Origin of the sequence: Flavobacterium sasangense DSM 21067 (genome assembly GCF_000686885.1) — a bacterium.
Lineage (GTDB): Bacteria > Bacteroidota > Bacteroidia > Flavobacteriales > Flavobacteriaceae > Flavobacterium > Flavobacterium sasangense.
Genome location: NZ_JMLU01000004.1, coordinates 57952 through 77598, shown reverse-complemented (window position 1 = coordinate 77598; position 19647 = coordinate 57952). Strand labels below are relative to the sequence as shown.

The window sequence follows — 19647 nt, the reverse complement described above, 5'->3', positions numbered from 1 at the left end:
AAGATCAATTGTTGTGCAATTCATCTATTAAATCTAAATGATTAGCAAATACATTTAGTTCTAAATCTGATATTTTTTTCTTAATCCAAAAACAGAATAATGAAAAACAAAAAAATGAACTAAAATATAGTGCTAAAAAATTTTCACCATAATTTTGGTAGATTACCTGACTTAACGATTTGTCTTTTAAAACAAACATTAAAACAAATTCAATATTCCCTAATAAAAGAAAAATATAACCAAGCCGTTTAAACAACTTTTTTAAAAAATCAAATTTTTTTAAAATTTCACTCATAAAATTTGAACTTTATTTTTTTAAATATTTAATTATAAAATTTTTAAAGCATCCTTTTGACTATGTTAAAAAAAATTAGCTTCTTTTTTCATAAAAAAAGCTTACATCGGTATCATCAACAGATCTTAAAAATAAAAATCTTGAATCTCTTACAGAATCAACATAAGCAACATATTTTTCGTTTTTAATAAATATTTCGTAAACAGTTGTTTCTTTTCCATTAATATCAGAAAGATAAGTATCTATTACTTTGTATTTTAAAGTTTCTATGTCGTCTTTAATAAACAAATAACCAGATTCAATATAAATGCTCATATTAGACAAAACCTCTGTAGTCTTATGAATATTCTTTGGAGTATCTAAATAAGACATTCTTGAAACATCTTTAATAAGTATTTGAGAAAAGCTTACTGCAGGAAATAAAAAGAGAATAAATAATAACTTTTTCATACTAAATCATTTAAATTTTTAAATTGAACCTTTAAAGATTAACGTGAATTAAATTTAAATAGTATAAAAAGTTTTAAACTTTTCTCATGAAGTCATTAATTAATAGGAGCTTATTGGGTTTTATGAATTTTACTTTGCCAAGTAATTCTATTTCATCATTTTTAGAGTCAACAATGATAGGACTATAATCAAATCTATTTCTAAAAATTCTATCAATCATAAAGAATAAAAGAAATTGTATTTTTTCATTTTCACAATTAATATCATACTCTTTATTGTAGACTCTAACAATTTCTTCATCCGATTTATAAAATAACCTAGTGTAAAAAAAATTAACAATATTTTTATTAATTTCTTCATTTTCACTTAAACCTTTGTAAAAAATCTTTCTCATTAAGATGATTTCATTTGGGGTTATTTTTTTCTATAAACTTTACCATTTAATGCTGAAATTAAGCTATCCTCAGAAGAGCATAACCATATTTTATTTTTATCCTTGTAAACAAAACATCCATTTTCATATTCACAATAATATGTTTTTTTTCCCCATCTCCAATCTGAAAAATAAACATAATTTATTATAAAACCATTATCTCCTGCCTTCTTAATATTTATTTTTTCGGAGTTGCTAAATTTGTTTTTTTCTACAAGATACCAATCACCAACATAATCTTCATTGTTGTTGCAGGATACTAAATAAAAAATTAATAAGAATAAGAATGTTTTTTTAATCATGTTTAAAATATCTTTTATATACAAAGGTAAATTTAGAAAAAAATTAAAGGCAATAGTATCCATTTTTATCAATATTTAGTTTTTGATGAAGCCATGATTTAAAAATTTTCATTTTTTCTTCATTACTAAATGAGATTTCGATAGACTTTCCAAATTTGCTATCTTTTAACTCCAAATTGATATTATCATAGTTACATTTAATATAATATGCTAATTCACTTGTTGCTGTATCTGAGTTAGATTTAAAAGTTGATTTTGCCATTTGAATAAATTTTTAATAATCAAAAATAACAAATACCTATGATTTAAGTAGTATTCAATAAGTTATAATTATTAACAAGTTTATTTTTTAAACATAAACAAATTTAAAAAATAGTAATTCAAGCTACAAACTCATATCTTTGCGTTTTGCCAAAAAACATGCAACACACAGAAGAAACAATCGAAATTATTGGAGCGAGAGCTCATAATCTTAAGAACATAGATGTTACCATTCCACGCGAAAAACTTGTGGTTATTACAGGTTTGTCGGGTTCTGGAAAATCGTCATTGGCTTTTGATACTATTTACGCTGAAGGTCAAAGAAGGTACATCGAAACCTTTTCAGCTTATGCGCGTCAGTTTTTAGGAGGGCTAGAGCGACCTGATGTAGATAAAATCGACGGACTTTCGCCTGTGATTGCTATTGAGCAAAAAACCACGAGTAAATCACCTCGTTCTACTGTAGGAACAATTACCGAAATTTACGATTTCTTACGTTTATTGTACGCTCGTGGCGCTGATGCTTACAGTTACAATACGGGAGAAAAAATGGTTTCGTATTCTGATGAGCAAATAAAACAGTTGATTTTAGAGGATTTCAACGGGAAACGCATCAATATTTTAGCACCAGTTGTTCGTTCTCGTAAAGGACATTATCGCGAATTATTTGAGCAAATTGCCAAACAAGGCTTCTTAAAAGTTCGTGTAAATGGCGAAATTCGTGATTTAGAATACGGCATGAAAGTCGATCGTTATAAAACGCATGACATTGAAATCGTAATCGATAGAATGGCAATTGATAACGAAGAAGATACTGATAAACGTCTATCAGAAAGCATCAAAACCGCTATGTATCATGGCGAAGATGTCATGATGGTGATTGAACAAGAAAGCCAAGAAGTGCGTTTTTACAGTCGTAATTTAATGTGTCCATCTTCTGGAATTTCGTATCCAAATCCTGAACCGAATAACTTTTCATTCAACTCTCCAAAAGGAGCTTGTCCGTGTTGTAACGGATTAGGAACTGTGAATGAAATCAACCTTCAAAAAATTATCCCAAACCCGAAATCATCAATAAAAAATGGTGGTTTTGCTCCTTTGGGAGAATATAAAAGTTCATGGATTTTCAAGCAATTGGAAATTATCGCACAAAAATATGATTTCAAAATAACCGATGCCATTGAAACCATTCCGCAAGAAGCAATGGATATGATTTTGTATGGTGGAAACGAAAAATTTTCAGTCGTTTCAAAGGTTATGGGAATTACGAAAGATTATAAAATCGATTTTGAAGGAATTTCTAACTTCATTAAAAATCAATACGATAATTCCGATTCGGCAAGCATTAAACGTTGGGCAAAAGAATTTATGGATGAAAATGAATGTCCAGAATGTGAAGGAACACGTTTAAGAAAAGAATCGTTATACTTCAAATTAAACGGAAAAAACATAGGTGAATTAGTCCAAATGGATATTGCCGATTTATCCGAATGGTTTGCCGATTTACCAAATCACCTTTCTGAAAAACAACAAGTTATTTCAACTGAAATTTTAAAAGAAATTACAGCTAGATTACAATTTTTATTGGATGTAGGTCTGAACTATTTATCCTTAAATCGAAGTTCAAAATCACTATCGGGTGGAGAAGCGCAACGTATTCGATTGGCAACGCAAATTGGTTCGCAATTGGTTGGGGTTTTATATATTTTGGATGAGCCAAGTATTGGTTTGCACCAAAGAGATAACGAACGTTTGATTAAATCTTTAGAAAGTTTGCGCGATATTGGAAATTCCGTAATTGTTGTTGAACACGACAAAGATATGATTGAACGTGCCGATTATGTGATTGATATTGGTCCAAAAGCAGGTCGTTTTGGTGGACAAATCATCAGTAAAGGAACGCCGAAAGAATTGTTGAAAGAAAATACCATTACGGCTCAATACATGAGTGGTAAAATGCAGATTGAAGTTCCAAAATCACGTCGTGAAGGCAATGGTAAATCCATCAAATTATCAGGTGCTACGGGGAATAACTTAAAAAATGTTTCGATTGAAATTCCGCTTGGAAAATTGGTTTGTGTTACCGGAGTTTCAGGAAGTGGAAAATCGACTTTGATTAACGAAACCTTGTATCCGATATTAAACGCGCATTTTTTCAATGCTGTTAAAAAGCCACAACCTTACAAGAAAATCGAAGGTTTAGAACATATCGACAAAGTAATTGACATTGACCAAAGTCCGATTGGAAGAACACCGCGTTCGAATCCAGCGACTTATACTGATGTTTTTTCAGAAATTAGAAGTTTATACACGCAAACGCCAGAAGCTATGATTCGTGGTTACAAACCAGGAAGATTTAGTTTTAATGTAAAAGGCGGACGTTGTGAAACTTGCGAAGGTTCAGGTGTGAGAACGATTGAAATGAGCTTTTTGCCTGATGTTTATGTAGAATGTGAAACCTGTATGGGAAAACGTTTCAACAGAGAAACTTTGGAAATTCGTTACAAAGGAAAATCAATTTCGGATGTATTGAACATGACGGTTGATGAAGCGGTAGATTTCTTTGAAAATATTCCAAAAATTTATCGAAAAGTAAAAACAATTCAAGATGTAGGGTTAGGTTATATTACCTTAGGACAGCAAAGTACAACACTTTCCGGTGGTGAAGCGCAGCGTATTAAATTAGCAACAGAACTTTCTAAAAAAGATACTGGTAACACGTTTTATATTCTCGATGAACCAACAACGGGATTACATTTTGAAGATATTAGAGTTCTTATGGATGTCATCAATAAGTTAGTGGATAAAGGAAACACGGTGTTAATTATCGAACATAATTTAGATGTTGTAAAATTATCCGATTACATTATCGACATTGGTTACGAAGGTGGAAAAGGTGGAGGAGAAGTCGTTGCGAAAGGAACTCCAGAGGAAATCGTGAAAAATAAAAAAAGTTATACGGCGCAGTTTTTGAAAAAAGAATTATCTTAGCAACCTAATTACTACACACAACAACACTGCTAAAACTTTATTATTTAATCGTAATAGTTTGTTTACAAACAAATTAACTAAAATTACTATGGCAGCAGATCAGTACGAAAACGAAGAACACAGAATTCAAGAGAAATTCAAGCAAAAGACTTGGAATGAAATAAGAACCAATGATTCATGGGCAATTTTTAAAATCATGTCAGAATTCGTAAATGGTTACGAATCGATGGGAAGAATTGGTCCTTGTGTCTCCATTTTTGGTTCAGCAAGAACAAAACCAGAAGACAAATATTATTTATTAGCTGAAAAAATCGCATACAAAATTAGTAAAGCAGGTTACGGAGTAATTACCGGTGGTGGTCCTGGTATCATGGAAGCAGGAAACAAAGGAGCTCATTATGGAGGCGGAACTTCGGTAGGTTTAAACATCGAATTGCCTTTTGAACAACACTTTAACCCGTATATCGATAAAGATAAAAACTTAAACTTTGATTACTTCTTCGTGAGAAAAGTAATGTTTGTAAAATATTCGCAAGGTTTCGTGGTTATGCCAGGAGGTTTTGGAACATTAGACGAATTATTCGAAGCGGTTACCTTAATTCAAACTAAGAAAATCGGAAAATTCCCAATTATTTTAGTAGGAACCGAATTTTGGTCAGGTTTATTAGATTGGATTAAAAATGTGATGATTGACAAAATGAAAAACGCCAATCCAGATGATATGAACTTAATCAAAGTAGTTGATACTGAAGATGAGGTATTGGAAGCGTTAGATAACTTCTATAAAAAATACAATTTATCACCAAACTTCTAAAAAACTAAAAAGTCCTTCAAACGAAGGACTTTTTTTATTTTGAAATGAATTCTTTAATTTTTTCAATTACTGCTTCATCGCCTAAAATTTTACGATGACCTAAACCTTCCGTAATCACCAATTCTGAACCTTGTAAATGTTCATGAATATGATAAGCCGCTTTCACGGAAACATCATCATCTTCTTTATCGTGCATGATTAAAACTGGGATTTTAATTGTTTTAGCAGCTTTGTATGCTGAATAATCATCCATTTTTCCAACAAAACGTTTTTCGAAATGATCTCGTAATTTGACTCCGTATTCTGGTTTTAATTCTAATTTCTTGATAAAATCATCAATGATGTCTTGAATGATATCACCAGCTCCAATGGTAACGGCTTTTTTAACATTCAAATTTTGCTTAATCGCATTTAAAACCGACATTCCACCAAGCGAATGTCCAATAGCATATTCAAACGAACCGTATTGTTTTTCCAATTCTAAAATTGAAGCAATAAATTCAGTCATTATCGAATAATTTCCTTTTGATTTCCCATGTGCTGGTGCATCGAAACTTATCGTCATGTAGCCCATTTTTAGTAACTCATCCGCAATTTTAACCAATTGTGTTCCACGACCAGACCATCCGTGAACTAAAAGTACCTTTTTATCACTTTTTCCATATTCATAAACTACAATTTCTTTGTTTATAGATGGAACCATAATACTTTTTTGAACACTTTCGCGTTCCATATGTAATTCACGTTTTGGTAATTTATGGCGAATAGGAGTGGTAAAAAGTTTAGCCGCAAATTTAGTTGTTAGACTAGGAGAAATAGCTTGCAAAAATTTTGCTGTATATAAAATAGGTTTAGGTGTTTCGATAACTTGCGATTGCTTTTGTTTCTTTTTAGACATGTTCAGAAATTTTGTGCAAGTTACAATTTATATGATGTTTGGTTTAAAATTTGATTATAAAATATAGTTAAAAAATGATGCAAAAATTGAATCCGACAAACAGCTTAAAATTAAAAAAAGATGTAATTTTGTAAAAAATCGATTACTTATGAATATGAAATTTAAAATTGTAGTACTTCTTGCTTTTGCACTTGTGATATCGTGTGCTAAAAATCCGTTTACTGGAAAGAGTACTTTGGCTTTAGTTCCAAATAGTGAAATTTTGCCTTCAGCTTTTCAACAATATAATCAGTTTTTATCTGAAAATAAAGTAATTACGGGTACAAGTGATGCGAAAAGAGTAGAGACAGTTGGATCTAAAATTAAAGTTGCTGCTGAACGTTGGTTAAATGCTAACGGATATGCTAATTATTTAGAAGGATATGCTTGGGAATATAAATTAGTAGATAGCAAAGAAGTAAATGCTTGGTGTATGCCAGGAGGAAAAATCGTTTTTTACACGGGTATTATGCCAATTTGTAAAGACGATGCGGGTATGGCAACTGTAATGGGACATGAGGTAGCGCATGCTTTAGCCAATCACGGTCAACAACGAATGAGTGCTGGTGTTTTACAACAAGCTGGAGCGGCGGGAGTAGCAGTAGCTACTGGAAATAAATCTCAAGAAACTCAGCAAATAGCAATGACAGCTTATGGAGCGACTACTCAATTTGGTGGAATGTTACCATTTAGTAGAGCGCATGAAAGTGAAGCAGATATGATTGGATTAACGTTAATGGCAATTGCAGGTTATAATCCTGATACGGCTGTTGCATTTTGGGAAAGAATGGCGCAACAATCTGGAGGGCAATCACCACCAGAATTTATGAGTACACACCCTAGTAATGCTACTCGTATTGCTAAAATTAAAGAATTAATTCCAAAGGCTAAAGCAGAAGCGGCTAAGTTTGGAGTAACTTTTAAATAATTAAAAAATTACTATTATATTTGAATCCCGACATTGTCGGGATTTTTTATTTTAAAACAATTGCTATGCAACAACTTCAAAAAGGAGATTCAAAACTTTTAAATGCTTGGGCTTTTTACGATTGGGCAAACTCGGTTTATGCTTTGGTGATTTCTTCAACCATTTTTCCATTGTATTACGGAGCTTTATTCCGCCAAAAAAATATTGAAGAAATTGTTCTGTTTGGATTTTCTATTCGAAGTGAGGCTTTAATAAGTTATGTTACTGCTTTAGGATTTTTAATCATTGCTTTTATATCGCCATTATTATCAGGAATTGCCGATTATTTGGGAAACAAAAAGTTTTTCTTGAAGCTTTTTTGTTACGTTGGGGCGATTTCATGTATGTCATTGTACTTTTTTTCAATAGATGATGAAATGGTTGTTTTAAGTTTGGTTTCCTACTTATTGGCATTAATAGGTTTTTGGGGAAGTTTAGTTTTCTACAATTCCTATTTACCCGATATCGCTCACAAAGAACAACAAGATAAAATCAGCGCAAAAGGATTTAGTTTGGGTTATGTGGGTAGCGTTGTTTTGTTATTGATTTGTTTGGCTATGGTTATGTCAGTAGCGGATAACCAAAAACTACAAATGATGCGTTATTCCTTTCTTTTAGTAGGTATTTGGTGGTTAGGCTTTAGTCAATACACTTACTACTACTTACCAAATAATAAAAACGAAAACAAACTGCATAAAAATGTACTATTCAATGGTTTTAAAGAGTTGCGAAAAGTTTGGCAACAAATAAAGGAATTAAAATCCTTACGACGTTATTTAGGAGCCTTCTTCGTTTATAGTATGGCAGTGCAAACTATCATGATTATTGCAGCTTATTTTGGTGAAAAAGAAGTGCAATGGGGAAGTGATAGTAAACGTACAATGGGATTAATTGTGAGTATTTTATTAATTCAATTAATCGCGGTTTTAGGTGCTTGGCTTACATCAAAACTGGTTGCTAAATATGGAAATATTGTCGTTTTAATTGGTTTAAATTTCTCCTGGATTTTAATTTGTACCTATGCCTATTTTGTAATCACTCCAAACGATTTCTATATTGCTGCCGCTTTTGTGGGATTAGTAATGGGAGGAATTCAATCGTTATCGCGTTCTACTTATTCTAAATTTATTCCTGAAGATTCTAAAGACACAACTTCGTTCTTTAGTTTCTACGATGTAGCTGAGAAAATCGGAATTGTTATCGGAATGTTTACTTATGGTTATATTGCTGATGTAACGGGTAAAATTCAAAATGCCATCTTATTTTTAATCCTATTTTTTGTTGTTGGATTGCTTCTTTTGTTACGAGTTCCTAAAAAGTAAGGTTCTTGGCATACATCTTGAACTAATACTCTTGAAATTGCTATTTAAAATTATTTTATGATTTGATTATCAATAAAATAGCGCTTTAATGCGTACCTTTGAATACATTTTCAAATGATAATTACTGACAAAAAGACCATAAATATTACTATGCCGAATCAAAAAATACTAGCGCTTGACAATTTGTCACTTCAAGAAATGGATCCAGAAGCGGAATTGATTCCGTTAATGACGCCCGAAGATGAAGAAGAAATGAACAACGAGGCTTTGCCTGAAGATATTGCCATTTTACCTTTACGAAATACCGTTTTATTCCCAGGAGTGGTTATCCCAATTACTGCAGGAAGAGATAAATCGATTAAATTAATCAATGATGCCAATGCCAAAGGAAAAATCATTGGTGTAGTGGCGCAAATTGATGAAAATGTAGAAGAACCAACTCCAAACGATGTACATCATATTGGAACTGTAGCTCGTATCATGCGTGTTTTAAAAATGCCTGATGGAAATACAACCGTAATCCTTCAAGGAAAAAAACGTTTTGAAGTAGAAGCGTTTACGCAAGAAGAGCCTTATTTGAGAGCCAAAATCAAAGAGGTTGCAGAAGAACGCCCAGATGATAAAAATGTCGAATTTAAAGCGATTGTAGAATCGATTAAAGAATTGGCAATCCAAATTATCAAGGAAAGTCCAAACATCCCTACAGAAGCTACTTTTGCTATTAAAAACATCGAAAGTAATCCGTTTTTAATCAATTTTGTTTCTTCTAACATGAATCTTTCGGTTGAAGAAAAACAACAATTATTATCGATTCCAAATTTAAAAGACAGAGCACTTGAAACCTTGCGTTTCATGAACTTAGAACTTCAAAAATTAGAAGTTCGCAACGATATTCAGTCTAAAGTGCGTTTCGATTTAGACCAACAACAACGCGAATATTTCTTGCAGCAACAAATGAAAACCATTCAAGAAGAATTGGGTGGCGTTTCGTATGAAGCCGAAATTGAAGAAATGCGTGCCAAAGGAAAAAAGAAAAAATGGGACGATAAAACAGCAAAACATTTCGAAAAGGAATTGTCTAAGCTGCAACGTACTAATCCAAATTCGCCAGATTTTGGTATTCAACGCAATTATATTGAGTTGTTTTTAGAATTGCCTTGGAACGAATTTACCAAAGACAATTTCGATTTAAAACGTGCTCAAAAAATTCTAGATAGAGACCATTATGGTTTAGAAGATGTAAAGAAACGTATCGTCGAACATTTGGCAGTTTTAAAACTTCGTAACGATATGAAATCACCAATTTTATGTTTGTACGGACCTCCGGGAGTTGGTAAAACATCAATTGGAAAATCCATTGCTGAAGCTTTAGGAAGAGAATATATCAGAATGTCATTAGGTGGTTTACGTGATGAAGCGGAAATTCGCGGTCACAGAAAAACCTACATTGGTGCGATGCCAGGACGAATTCTTCAAAATATTAAGAAAGCCAAAACATCAAATCCAGTTTTCGTATTGGATGAGATTGATAAATTATCATCAAGTCATAATGGTGATCCATCTTCGGCTTTATTGGAGGTTTTAGATCCGGAACAAAACAAAGAATTCCACGATAATTTCTTGGAATTAGGATATGATTTATCAAAAGTGATGTTTATTGCGACTTCAAATAGTTTGTCAACCATTCAGCCAGCGCTTCGTGATCGTATGGAAATCATTGAAATGACAGGTTATACCATTGAAGAAAAAATCGAAATCGCTAAAACACACTTATTGCCAAAACAATTAAAAGAACACGGATTAACCGCTAAAGATTTACAAATTGGTAAAAAACAATTAGAAAAAATCGTAGTAGGTTATACACGTGAATCAGGTGTTCGTGGTTTAGAGAAAAAAATTGCTCAAGTAGTGCGACATGCAGCAAAATCGATTGCTATGGAAGAACCTTACAACGTAAAAGTTTCCGATGCTGATATTTTAGAAGTATTGAAATCGCCACGAATGGAGCGCGACAAATACGAAAATAACGATGTGGCTGGAGTAGTTACTGGTTTAGCGTGGACATCAGTTGGTGGTGATATTTTATTCATCGAATCTTTAATTTCTAAAGGAAAAGGAGCGATGACGATGACCGGAAATTTAGGAACGGTTATGAAAGAATCGGTTACGATTGCTTTGGAATATATTCGTGCTAACGCTGAATTTTTAGGAATCAATCCAGAGGTTTTGAATAATTATAACATTCACATTCACGTTCCAGAAGGAGCAACGCCAAAAGATGGACCAAGTGCTGGAATTGCGATGCTAACTTCTATGGTATCTTCTTTTACTCAAAAACGAGTGAAAAAACACATCGCCATGACGGGAGAAATTACCCTTCGAGGCAAAGTATTGCCAGTGGGCGGAATCAAAGAAAAGATTTTAGCTGCGAAAAGAGCTAACATCAAAGAAATCATTTTGTGTAAAGAAAACAAACGTGATATCGAAGAAATTAAAGCGGATTATATCGAAGGATTAACGTTCCATTACGTAGACAGAATGAGCGAAGTTTTAGATATTGCTATTACCAATCAAAAGGTGAAAAATGCTAAAAACTTGGAAAGTAAAAACTAAATTTTCCAATTTTAATACGATTAATTTAAGAACTCTCAATAATTCATTTATTGGGAGTTCTTTTTTTGTTTCCTAACCGATATAATTTTATCTTCGCAGTTGCGTTATAAGTAAGATTAACACCAAAAAATGCTAAGAAAACTCGTATTACTACTCTCATTTCTACTATCGGCTGTATCTTTTAGCCAAATAGGAGGTAAAGCAGTATATCAGTTTTTGAACTTAGCGCAATCACCTCGACAAGCGGCTTTGGGTGGAAAAACGGTTACTGTTGTGGATTACGACGTCAACCAAGCGTTTTACAATCCAGCAACGATTAATGAAAAAATGCACAATCGTTTATCGGCTAATTATGGAAGTTACTACGGAGAAGTTTCTTATGGAACTGCTGCTTATGCTTACACGTATGACCGCCATTTGCAAACTTTTCATGCAGGAATTAGTTATATCAATTACGGAACATTTGAAGGAAGAGACGAATTAGGAAATTTAACTTCTGATTTTACAGGAAGTGAAGCTGCATTATCACTAGGTTATGCCTATAATTTACCTTGGACCGATATGTATGTTGGGGCAAACGCCAAATTAATTTCCTCCACTTTAGAAAGTTATAATTCTTGGGGAGCAGCGGTTGATTTAGGATTTTTGTATGTTGATGTAGATAATGATATCAATTACGGATTGACGGTTCGGAATTTAGGATTTCAAATAAAACCTTATCAAGATACGAATGAAAAATTACCTTTAGCTATTGATGCTGGAATTTCGCAATTGATGCTGCATGTACCGATTCGTTGGCATGTTACGTTAGAAAATTTACAGCAGTGGAATATTGCTTTTTCTAATCCCAACAGAGCACAAGGAAGTTTAGATGGAGGTTCGGAAGAAGAAAAAGTATCGTTTTTCAATAACGCTTTACGTCACGTAATTTTAGGAGCCGAATTATTTCCAGAAAAAGGATTCAACTTAAGATTAGGATATAACTTTAGAAGAGGCGAAGAATTACGAATCGTAGACAAACGTAATTTCTCTGGAATATCAGTTGGTTTTGGATTGCGATTTGGAAAAGTGAAATTCGATTATTCGTATTCAAGATATACCATTGCTGCCAATACGAGTTTGTTTGGTTTGATGATTGATTTGAATTAGTGAAAAGTAAAAAGTAAAAAGTAAAAAGTAAAAAGTAAAAAGTAAAAAGAGGTTAGCTTAAATGAACTTAATTATTCACAAAATATTACTTAAGAAAAACTTATATGACTTATATGTTTAAAAAAAGTCAATAGATTTAATAATAAAAAACTTAGCGCCTTGGCGTCTTCGTGGCAACATATGAAAAAAATTACCATAGCAATAGACGGTTTTTCGTCAACAGGAAAAAGTACATTAGCTAAGCAATTGGCTGCAGCATTAGGTTATGTATATGTAGATACTGGCGCGATGTATCGTGCAGTGGCTTATTTTGCCATGCAACATAATTTGGTTTCTGAAACGCATTTAGATGCAGCAGGTTTGGTGGCGCAATTACCGAATATCAATTTGCGTTTTCAATTCAATCCTACTTTAGGATTTGCTGAAATGTATTTGAATAACGAGAACATCGAAAACCAAATCAGAACTATTGAAGTTTCGCGTATGGTAAGTAAAGTAGCAGAAATCTCGGAAGTTCGTGCCAAATTGGTAGAGCAACAACAAGCTATGGGTAAAGACAAAGGCATTGTAATGGATGGAAGAGACATTGGAACCGTAGTTTTTCCTGATGCTGAGTTGAAATTGTTCATGACCGCAAGTTCAAAAACCAGAGCGCAACGCCGTTTTGATGAGTTAGTAGAAAAAGGACAACACATTACTTTCGAAGACGTACTTCAAAACGTAGAAGAACGCGATTATATTGATACGCACAGAGAAGATTCTCCTTTAGTGAAAGCAGATGATGCTATTGAAGTCGATAATTCAAGCTTGACTAAAAAAGAGCAATTTGAATTGGTTTTGAATTTAGTGAAGGAAAAATTATAAATAACCTAAACAAATAACAACATGAAATTTTTAAGCAATTCTTTAAAAGTGACTTTTTTATTAATGTCAATTTTATTTTTAAATGGATGTAGTAGTGATGACGAAAGTGACAAAACTACAGCAAATATTGAAGGTGTTTGGCAATTAGGAAACATGTACGGAACTGCTAATTACTCGGGTACAAGAGTAAATTTAGATGGTGATTCTGAAGGAACTATGGAATTTAAATCTGATGGTACTTACGATAGTAATATTATTAGTGGTTATATAACAATTTCAATTCCAGCAATGAGTTATTCTGAAACAACTCCTATTGATGCTGCTACAACAACGGGTGAGTATTTTTATGACGTAACAACAGATAATTTAGAAATCGACGGAGAAATGTCAAAAGTTGTGGTTTTGAATGCTAATTACATGAAAATTAAAACATTAATTAACGATAGTGGTGTAACAGGCGAACTTTTTTCCGAATATCACCGATAATATAACCTATTATAAAAAGCTGTCACTTTAAAATGACAGCTTTTTTTTTAATTTACTTTCGCTTTCTCCTTAGCTTGTTTCTTAAAATACCCTCTAAATAAGAAATTGTGTTTCAAGGCTTCTAAATCTTCATTTAGTTTGATGCTCGCTTTGTTGATGTTTGTAATGGTTGAATCAATTTGTTTAACCAATTTCGGATCATTTGAAAGATAATTTAAAGCGCCTTTTCCTTCTTTAACATTGGTAATGGTACCATTTAAATTAGTCACTACTTTATCAATTTCAGTACTCGATTTCTCTAAATTGATTATAATTTTCTTCATTCTATTCGCAACAACCGTATCGTTTAATGTACCGATAACATTGTCTTTTCGATTTAATTCATTGATTAACTTATTCAAACTAGCCACTGATTCCGAAGTTCCTTTACTCGTAATTCGCAAATAATTCAACGTTTCTTGAAGATTTTTCGACATTATCGTATCGCGAATTAACATTCCAACCGTTCCTTTTCCTTGTGTGATTTCTTGTGTGATTTTTAATAAATCAGCGGTTAACATGGCGGCATTTTCATTCGTTACATTTAAGGTTTCTAACATCGCATCAGTTCCAATTCGGCTATAGGATTGAATCGTATCGCCATTTTTAACTTTTAGAGCTTCGCCTTTTCCAGGAATAATATTGATAATCATGTTGCCCACCAAACCATCCGAACTAATGGTAGCAATCGCATTTTTCTTGATGTGTTCCATAATTTTGTTATCAATAATCATATGAACACTAATAGTCGTATCGTTAATCATTTCGATTTCTTTTACCGTACCAATGTCAATTCCTGCATAACGAACATTATTTCCTGGTTGTAATCCATTCACATTAACAAAAACAGCCTTCAAATGTGAGGTATTACCAAACATATTTTGCTTATTTCCAATAAAATAAATCGCGGCTAAGAACACTAATGTTCCAATGATAACAAAGATTCCGAGTTGTATTTTTTGAGAATTTGATTTTTCCATTACTAAAACTATTTAAAAAATGCTTGCACTTTTGGATCGGTTGAACTGGCTAATTCGTCAAACGTTCCTTCTATATAATTTACACCGTCAATCAATAAAATCATGCGATTGGCAATAACTTTGGCACAATCCACATCGTGTGTAATGATAATCGAAGACGTGTTGTATTGTTTTTGTATCGAATTCATCAAAAGTACAATTTCTTTTGATGTAATCGGGTCTAAACCGGTTGTAGGTTCGTCATATAAGATGATTTTTGGTTTTAAAATTAAGGTTCTGGCCAAAGCAATTCTTCGTTTCATACCGCCTGAAAGTTCGTTCGGCATCAAATCAATTGCATGAGCTAAACCAACGCTTTCTAAAGCTTCCATCACTAAAGGCGTAGTATCTTCAATAACGCCAAATTTTTTAGTATGACGACGCAACGGAAATTCTAAATTCTCACGAACGGACATCGAATCGTATAAGGCGCTTCCTTGAAATAAAAACCCGATTTCGGTGCGTAATTCGTCTAAATCTTCTTGTTCTAGGTTGTTGATTTCTTCATTCATGACTAAAATCGAACCGCTATCAGGTTGTTCTAGACCAATCACACACTTAATCATCACCGATTTTCCTGAACCCGATTTTCCCATCACCACTAAATTCTCTCCTTCAAAGAGTTCCAAATCGAAACCATTCAAAACCACATTGCTGCCAAATTGCTTGTGCAAATCTTTAATGGTGATAATCGCATTTTTCGTTGGAGTTGTCATGGCTATAAATCGTAAAAAATGTTCGTTACAAAAACCGCTACAAAGTCAATAATAAAAAGCAACATAGAAGTATAAACTACCGCTGCATTTGCTGCTTTTCCTACGCCAGCCGTACCTTTTTTACAGTTATAACCTTTGTAGCAACCCACCAAACCAATCGCAAATCCAAAAAAGAAGGTTTTGATGGTAGCCGGCATAATATCGCTGTATTCTAAAATATTAAAAACCTGATTGAAATATAAGGTAAACGACACGTTTCCTTTGATGTTTTCTACTAAAAACGAACCGTAAATTGCAATAAAATCGCCCACGATAACTAGTAATGGCAACATCAAGGTAGTCGCTAAAATTCGTGTAATAACTAAATATTTGAAGGGATTGGTTCCCGAAACTTCCATAGCATCAATTTGTTCGGTTACTTTCATGGAACCTAATTCGGCACCAATTCCAGAGCCAATTCTTCCAGCGCAAATTAAAGCGGTTATGATGGGACCAATTTCACGAATAATAGAAACACTCACCATAGACGCCATCCAAGAAACAGCACCAAATTCCTGCAACGTAGGACGAGATTGCAAGGTAAATACCAAACCAATGATAAAACCCGTAACACTAACTAACAACAAGGAGCGATTTCCAATATAAAAACACTGACGTAAGAGTTCTTTAAATTCGTAAGGCGGTTTCCAAAATTCTTTGAAAAATCGCCCTGCAAAGTAGGAGAGTTCACCCACTTCGATGAGGAAGTTTTGTAAAGCTTCAGTAAGATTGTCGAAATATTTTTTCATGAAGCATCTTAATTACAACCAAATATAGTGATTTTTAGTCAGATAAAACATGATATTTGTAAGAGTTGTAGTAAAAAATCCGACTTGTGGTGGAGTTGGATTTTCTAATTATGGTAACAAAAAAAATCTCCAACCGCTCCAATAATCTTGATAATTATCTTCAAAGCTTTTCAATTCATTAGATTTTGGAAGTTTTTTACTTTCAGCAAATTTATTGTAATCGTTTTCAGTTTGAAATTCTTCTAACTTTTCAGAATCAATATCATATACAAAGTAAGAGTTTTGATAATCGTAAAAATCACTATCTAAATTACCACACAAAATGTTGTTTACTTTTTTAAATCGTGTTAAATAAATATCATTGTCTTCTCTACTTTTTACCTTATCTAATTGAGCATATTTTGTCCAGTTAATATTGCATATTTCTTTTGTAAAGCTAATTGGAATTCTTGCACTATCTCCCAGTCCATGATCACCATAAGGTGTAAACATATAAAATAAGAGAAATAATGAAATAGATAACCAAAGTCTTTTTTTGGTTTTTAACCAACTTTTAATCCACTCAGGTTTTTTATTTTCTGGAATTAATTTAAAGATATAATATAATATTGTAGAGTAAATAAAGCCTAAAATAGTAATTTTTAAAAGCTCAAAGATAAAGTGACCTAATGTTTCCATTTGTTGGTTATTTATATAGTTTTATGGATTTAAGAAATGAGTTTCTTCGTAATGGAATATTTTTTATACAAGAAAAGTGAATTTACTTCATTTTGAGAATTTGCTTGAAACTGTTGTAGGTAATAGTTTTTCTTTAATGTTTATAATTATGAATAGTAAATATGAAACTATAAAAAATGTTAAAGGAATTTGAAATGCTAAATAATCAAATTTTTCAATTTCAACTTGTGACATTCTTGCAATTATAGGGGACAGCATTAAAATAAAACTAATAATTGTAATTAGAATTTTATTTTTCCACTTTGAAAAATTTAATCCTACTCCTAAAACCCCAAATATTGCGAAAATTTGGTCAATATTTCCAAAATCAAAGATTGTAAAAAATAACCACAGAATGAATGGAATTCCAATCATTTCTCCAGCGAGAATTATAATTAAATAGGATATTATTGATATAATTCTTGAGATGTTTTTCATTCTTATTAAATCTTTTTTTCTCTGGATTTAAACCAATAATTTTACTAATAAACCAACTGGTAATATTGAAATCATCCAAATCCAGTAATAAGTTATTATTTTATTATGTTCAGAAACTGCCTTTTTAATACTTTCATCATTTGATTTGTCTTCTATGGGTAAAGGTGTCCTGAATTGAAATGTCCCAGCGAACCAACCTCCGCCATCATTAACCCAAAGACCACCAAGATTTTCAACATATTCTGGTTCTATCTTTCGTTTTAATTCTAAAAAAGTTTTATATTTTACGTAAGCAGTTATTAAAAGTATGAGAGCTGTACTTATGTAAACTATTACTAGGCAAAGAATTATGATTTCTTTATTAGTCATTTTTTCTAATATGGTTATATCAACTAATTAGTTTCAAATATAATCAATTTTTCCTACAAACTCTTTCCAAGTTTTCAACAAAAAAATCCGATCTGCTTTCACAAATCGGATTTAATCTATTTTCTAAAATCTATTTTCTATGTTCTAAAGACTACAAGTGAATCACTTCACCGTAAGCATCAGCAACCGCTTCCATAACCGCTTCACTCATGGTTGGGTGAGGGTGAACTGCTTTTAAGATTTCGTGTCCTGTAGTTTCTAATTTACGCGCTACAACTGCTTCTGCAATCATATCAGTTACGCCAGCACCAATCATGTGGCAACCTAACCATTCACCGTATTTAGCATCAAAAATTACTTTTACAAATCCGTCTGGAGTCCCCGCTGCTTTTGCTTTTCCAGAAGCTGAAAATGGGAATTTACCTACTTTGATTTCGTATCCTTTTTCTTTCGCTTGTTTTTCTGTCATACCCACAGAAGCAATTTCTGGAGTCGCATACGTACAACCTGGAATGTTTCCGTAATCTAATGGCTCAACATGTAAACCTGCGATTTTCTCCACACATAAAATACCTTCAGCAGAAGCAACGTGTGCTAAAGCTTGTCCTGGCGTTACATCACCAATTGCGTAGTAACCTGGAACATTTGTTTGGTAATAAGCGTTAACTAAAATTTTATCTCTATCGGTAGCAATACCGGTTTCTTCTAATCCGATGTTTTCGATGTTGGTTTTAATTCCAACCGCTGATAATAAGATATCGGCTTCTAAAACTTCTTCTCCTTTTGCCGTTTTTACGAATGCTTTTACTCCGTTTCCAGAAGTATCGATTCTTTCCACAGAAGAATTCGTCATCACGTTGATTCCTGCTTTTTTCAACGAACGCTCAAATTGTTTTGAGATGTCTTCGTCTTCCACTGGAACTACGTTTGGCATGAATTCAACAATCGTAACTTCAGTTCCCATAGCGTTATAGAAATGAGCAAACTCAACTCCAATCGCACCAGAACCTACAACAATCATTTTCTTTGGTTGCTCAGGTAATGTCATCGCTTGGCGGTATCCGATTACTTTTTTACCATCTTGAGGTAAGTTTGGTAATTCGCGAGAACGCGCTCCTGTTGCAATGATGATATGATCTGCTGAATATTCAGTTACTTTTCCGTCAGCAGCAGTTACGTCTACTTTTTTACCTGGTTTTACTTTTCCAAAACCATCAATAACGTCGATTTTGTTTTTCTTCATTAAGAATTGAACTCCTTTGCTCATTCCTTCTGCAACCGAACGCGAACGTGCAATTACAGCATTGAAGTCTTTATCAAATTCTTTAACGGTTAATCCGTAATCTGAAGCATGTTTTAGGTAATCAAAAACTTGAGCCGATTTTAATAATGCTTTCGTTGGAATACAACCCCAATTCAAACAAATTCCACCCAAATTTTCTTTTTCGATAACGGCTACTTTGAAGCCTAATTGTGATGCTCTAATAGCAGTTACATAACCACCAGGACCACTTCCTAAAACAATGATATCGTATTTCATTTTTATAAAGTATTTCAGTTTTATTTATAAGTTGCGAATTTAAGGAATTAATTTAAAACAAGTGCAAGGTCAAGAACAATTTCAAAGTCAAATTCAATTTAAAGTACAAAAAGTAAAACGTCTCTGTGTAGCTCTAT

General features: G+C 32.8%; 21 protein-coding genes. 8 read left to right on the top strand and 13 right to left on the bottom strand.

Going from position 1 to position 19647, the window contains the following annotated elements:
• Positions 1 to 4: 4 nt before the first annotated feature.
• The 5 genes from BP92_RS0104735 to BP92_RS0104715 all read right to left on the bottom strand — a co-directional run bounded on the left by BP92_RS0104735 (position 5) and on the right by BP92_RS0104715 (position 1742).
• A complete protein-coding gene (locus BP92_RS0104735; protein WP_026724994.1) occupies positions 5 to 295 on the bottom strand; it encodes a hypothetical protein in 291 nt (96 codons plus the stop codon).
• A gap of 75 nt (positions 296 to 370) precedes the next feature.
• Positions 371 to 745 carry a hypothetical protein gene (locus tag BP92_RS0104730; RefSeq protein WP_026724993.1) on the bottom strand — a complete coding sequence of 125 codons (375 nt, stop codon included), beginning with the start codon at positions 743 to 745 and terminating at the stop codon, positions 371 to 373.
• Positions 746 to 818: 73 nt separating this feature from the next.
• Complete coding sequence (locus tag BP92_RS0104725; protein WP_026724992.1) at positions 819 to 1139, bottom strand: hypothetical protein; 321 nt, start codon at positions 1137 to 1139, stop codon at positions 819 to 821.
• A 20-nt stretch (positions 1140 to 1159) separates the two neighbouring features.
• A complete protein-coding gene (locus BP92_RS0104720) occupies positions 1160 to 1543 on the bottom strand; it encodes a hypothetical protein (protein WP_026724991.1) in 384 nt (127 codons plus the stop codon).
• Positions 1524 to 1742: a hypothetical protein gene (locus BP92_RS0104715; protein WP_026724990.1), complete on the bottom strand. Its 219-nt coding sequence runs from the start codon at positions 1740 to 1742 to the stop codon at positions 1524 to 1526. The genes BP92_RS0104720 and BP92_RS0104715 overlap by 20 nt, the downstream gene beginning before the upstream one ends.
• 158 nt (positions 1743 to 1900) lie before the next feature.
• On the opposite strand from BP92_RS0104715, the gene uvrA reads away from it, so the two are divergent.
• A complete protein-coding gene (uvrA, locus tag BP92_RS0104710) occupies positions 1901 to 4732 on the top strand; it encodes an excinuclease ABC subunit UvrA (RefSeq protein WP_026724989.1) in 2832 nt (943 codons plus the stop codon).
• A gap of 88 nt (positions 4733 to 4820) precedes the next feature.
• Entirely contained in the window at positions 4821 to 5546 is a 726-nt protein-coding gene (locus BP92_RS0104705) for an LOG family protein (RefSeq protein ID WP_026724988.1), read from the top strand.
• Positions 5547 to 5580: 34 nt separating this feature from the next.
• On the opposite strand, the gene BP92_RS0104700 is transcribed toward BP92_RS0104705, so the two are convergent.
• Positions 5581 to 6444, bottom strand: coding sequence for an alpha/beta fold hydrolase (locus BP92_RS0104700; RefSeq protein ID WP_026724987.1), 864 nt, complete (start codon positions 6442 to 6444; stop codon positions 5581 to 5583).
• 154 nt (positions 6445 to 6598) lie between these two features.
• Here BP92_RS0104700 and BP92_RS0104695 point away from each other — a divergent pair, with 154 nt between their 5' ends.
• The 6 genes from BP92_RS0104695 to BP92_RS0104670 all read left to right on the top strand — a co-directional run bounded on the left by BP92_RS0104695 (position 6599) and on the right by BP92_RS0104670 (position 13884).
• Positions 6599 to 7411 (top strand): M48 family metallopeptidase, encoded by an 813-nt coding sequence (locus tag BP92_RS0104695; protein ID WP_026724986.1) that lies wholly within the window; start codon positions 6599 to 6601, stop codon positions 7409 to 7411.
• Positions 7412 to 7476: 65 nt separating this feature from the next.
• Positions 7477 to 8772, top strand: a complete 1296-nt coding sequence (locus BP92_RS0104690; protein ID WP_026724985.1) for an MFS transporter — start codon at positions 7477 to 7479, stop codon at positions 8770 to 8772.
• Positions 8773 to 8922: 150 nt separating this feature from the next.
• The gene (lon, locus tag BP92_RS0104685; RefSeq protein WP_026724984.1) at positions 8923 to 11385 is read left to right on the top strand and encodes an endopeptidase La; all 2463 of its coding nucleotides are present in this window, start codon (positions 8923 to 8925) and stop codon (positions 11383 to 11385) included.
• 129 nt (positions 11386 to 11514) lie between these two features.
• Positions 11515 to 12534: a type IX secretion system protein PorQ gene (porQ, locus tag BP92_RS0104680; protein ID WP_026724983.1), complete on the top strand. Its 1020-nt coding sequence runs from the start codon at positions 11515 to 11517 to the stop codon at positions 12532 to 12534.
• Between the two features lie 180 nt (positions 12535 to 12714).
• Complete coding sequence (gene cmk, locus BP92_RS0104675; RefSeq protein ID WP_026724982.1) at positions 12715 to 13398, top strand: (d)CMP kinase; 684 nt, start codon at positions 12715 to 12717, stop codon at positions 13396 to 13398.
• Between the two features lie 21 nt (positions 13399 to 13419).
• Positions 13420 to 13884: a hypothetical protein gene (locus BP92_RS0104670; protein ID WP_035692885.1), complete on the top strand. Its 465-nt coding sequence runs from the start codon at positions 13420 to 13422 to the stop codon at positions 13882 to 13884.
• A gap of 47 nt (positions 13885 to 13931) precedes the next feature.
• On the opposite strand, the gene BP92_RS0104665 is transcribed toward BP92_RS0104670, so the two are convergent.
• The 7 genes from BP92_RS0104665 to lpdA form a co-directional block, all read right to left on the bottom strand.
• The gene (locus tag BP92_RS0104665) at positions 13932 to 14903 is read right to left on the bottom strand and encodes an MlaD family protein (RefSeq protein WP_026724980.1); all 972 of its coding nucleotides are present in this window, start codon (positions 14901 to 14903) and stop codon (positions 13932 to 13934) included.
• A gap of 8 nt (positions 14904 to 14911) precedes the next feature.
• On the bottom strand, positions 14912 to 15658 hold the full coding sequence (locus BP92_RS0104660) for an ABC transporter ATP-binding protein (protein WP_026724979.1): 747 nt from the start codon (positions 15656 to 15658) through the stop codon (positions 14912 to 14914).
• A gap of 2 nt (positions 15659 to 15660) precedes the next feature.
• Entirely contained in the window at positions 15661 to 16446 is a 786-nt protein-coding gene (locus tag BP92_RS0104655; protein WP_026724978.1) for an MlaE family ABC transporter permease, read from the bottom strand.
• Positions 16447 to 16554: 108 nt separating this feature from the next.
• Positions 16555 to 17124 carry a hypothetical protein gene (locus BP92_RS0104650; RefSeq protein WP_026724977.1) on the bottom strand — a complete coding sequence of 190 codons (570 nt, stop codon included), beginning with the start codon at positions 17122 to 17124 and terminating at the stop codon, positions 16555 to 16557.
• An 87-nt stretch (positions 17125 to 17211) separates the two neighbouring features.
• A complete protein-coding gene (locus BP92_RS0104640) occupies positions 17212 to 17601 on the bottom strand; it encodes a hypothetical protein (RefSeq protein WP_026724976.1) in 390 nt (129 codons plus the stop codon).
• Between the two features lie 27 nt (positions 17602 to 17628).
• Positions 17629 to 17970, bottom strand: coding sequence for a hypothetical protein (locus BP92_RS0104635; RefSeq protein WP_026724975.1), 342 nt, complete (start codon positions 17968 to 17970; stop codon positions 17629 to 17631).
• 151 nt (positions 17971 to 18121) lie between these two features.
• Positions 18122 to 19510 carry a dihydrolipoyl dehydrogenase gene (gene lpdA / locus BP92_RS0104630; protein WP_035692884.1) on the bottom strand — a complete coding sequence of 463 codons (1389 nt, stop codon included), beginning with the start codon at positions 19508 to 19510 and terminating at the stop codon, positions 18122 to 18124.
• Between the last annotated feature and the right edge of the window lie 137 nt (positions 19511 to 19647).

Excerpts from the sequence above, each read along its gene's own strand:
- cmk (WP_026724982.1), top strand. The coding sequence starts at position 12,715 with ATGAAAAAAATTACCATAGCAATAGACGGTTTTTCGTCAACAGGAAAA.
- BP92_RS0104650 (WP_026724977.1), bottom strand. The coding sequence starts at position 17,124 with ATGGAAACATTAGGTCACTTTATCTTTGAGCTTTTAAAAATTACTATT.
- BP92_RS0104735 (WP_026724994.1), bottom strand. The coding sequence starts at position 295 with ATGAGTGAAATTTTAAAAAAATTTGATTTTTTAAAAAAGTTGTTTAAA.
- BP92_RS0104690 (WP_026724985.1), top strand. The coding sequence starts at position 7,477 with ATGCAACAACTTCAAAAAGGAGATTCAAAACTTTTAAATGCTTGGGCT.
- BP92_RS0104705 (WP_026724988.1), top strand. The coding sequence starts at position 4,821 with ATGGCAGCAGATCAGTACGAAAACGAAGAACACAGAATTCAAGAGAAA.
- BP92_RS0104635 (WP_026724975.1), bottom strand. The coding sequence starts at position 17,970 with ATGACTAATAAAGAAATCATAATTCTTTGCCTAGTAATAGTTTACATA.
- lon (WP_026724984.1), top strand. The coding sequence starts at position 8,923 with ATGCCGAATCAAAAAATACTAGCGCTTGACAATTTGTCACTTCAAGAA.
- BP92_RS0104670 (WP_035692885.1), top strand. The coding sequence starts at position 13,420 with ATGAAATTTTTAAGCAATTCTTTAAAAGTGACTTTTTTATTAATGTCA.
- uvrA (WP_026724989.1), top strand. The coding sequence starts at position 1,901 with ATGCAACACACAGAAGAAACAATCGAAATTATTGGAGCGAGAGCTCAT.
- BP92_RS0104660 (WP_026724979.1), bottom strand. The coding sequence starts at position 15,658 with ATGACAACTCCAACGAAAAATGCGATTATCACCATTAAAGATTTGCAC.
- BP92_RS0104640 (WP_026724976.1), bottom strand. The coding sequence starts at position 17,601 with ATGAAAAACATCTCAAGAATTATATCAATAATATCCTATTTAATTATA.
- BP92_RS0104720 (WP_026724991.1), bottom strand. The coding sequence starts at position 1,543 with ATGGATACTATTGCCTTTAATTTTTTTCTAAATTTACCTTTGTATATA.
- BP92_RS0104725 (WP_026724992.1), bottom strand. The coding sequence starts at position 1,139 with ATGAGAAAGATTTTTTACAAAGGTTTAAGTGAAAATGAAGAAATTAAT.
- BP92_RS0104715 (WP_026724990.1), bottom strand. The coding sequence starts at position 1,742 with ATGGCAAAATCAACTTTTAAATCTAACTCAGATACAGCAACAAGTGAA.
- porQ (WP_026724983.1), top strand. The coding sequence starts at position 11,515 with ATGCTAAGAAAACTCGTATTACTACTCTCATTTCTACTATCGGCTGTA.
- BP92_RS0104730 (WP_026724993.1), bottom strand. The coding sequence starts at position 745 with ATGAAAAAGTTATTATTTATTCTCTTTTTATTTCCTGCAGTAAGCTTT.
- BP92_RS0104695 (WP_026724986.1), top strand. The coding sequence starts at position 6,599 with ATGAAATTTAAAATTGTAGTACTTCTTGCTTTTGCACTTGTGATATCG.
- BP92_RS0104665 (WP_026724980.1), bottom strand. The coding sequence starts at position 14,903 with ATGGAAAAATCAAATTCTCAAAAAATACAACTCGGAATCTTTGTTATC.
- BP92_RS0104655 (WP_026724978.1), bottom strand. The coding sequence starts at position 16,446 with ATGAAAAAATATTTCGACAATCTTACTGAAGCTTTACAAAACTTCCTC.
- BP92_RS0104700 (WP_026724987.1), bottom strand. The coding sequence starts at position 6,444 with ATGTCTAAAAAGAAACAAAAGCAATCGCAAGTTATCGAAACACCTAAA.
- lpdA (WP_035692884.1), bottom strand. The coding sequence starts at position 19,510 with ATGAAATACGATATCATTGTTTTAGGAAGTGGTCCTGGTGGTTATGTA.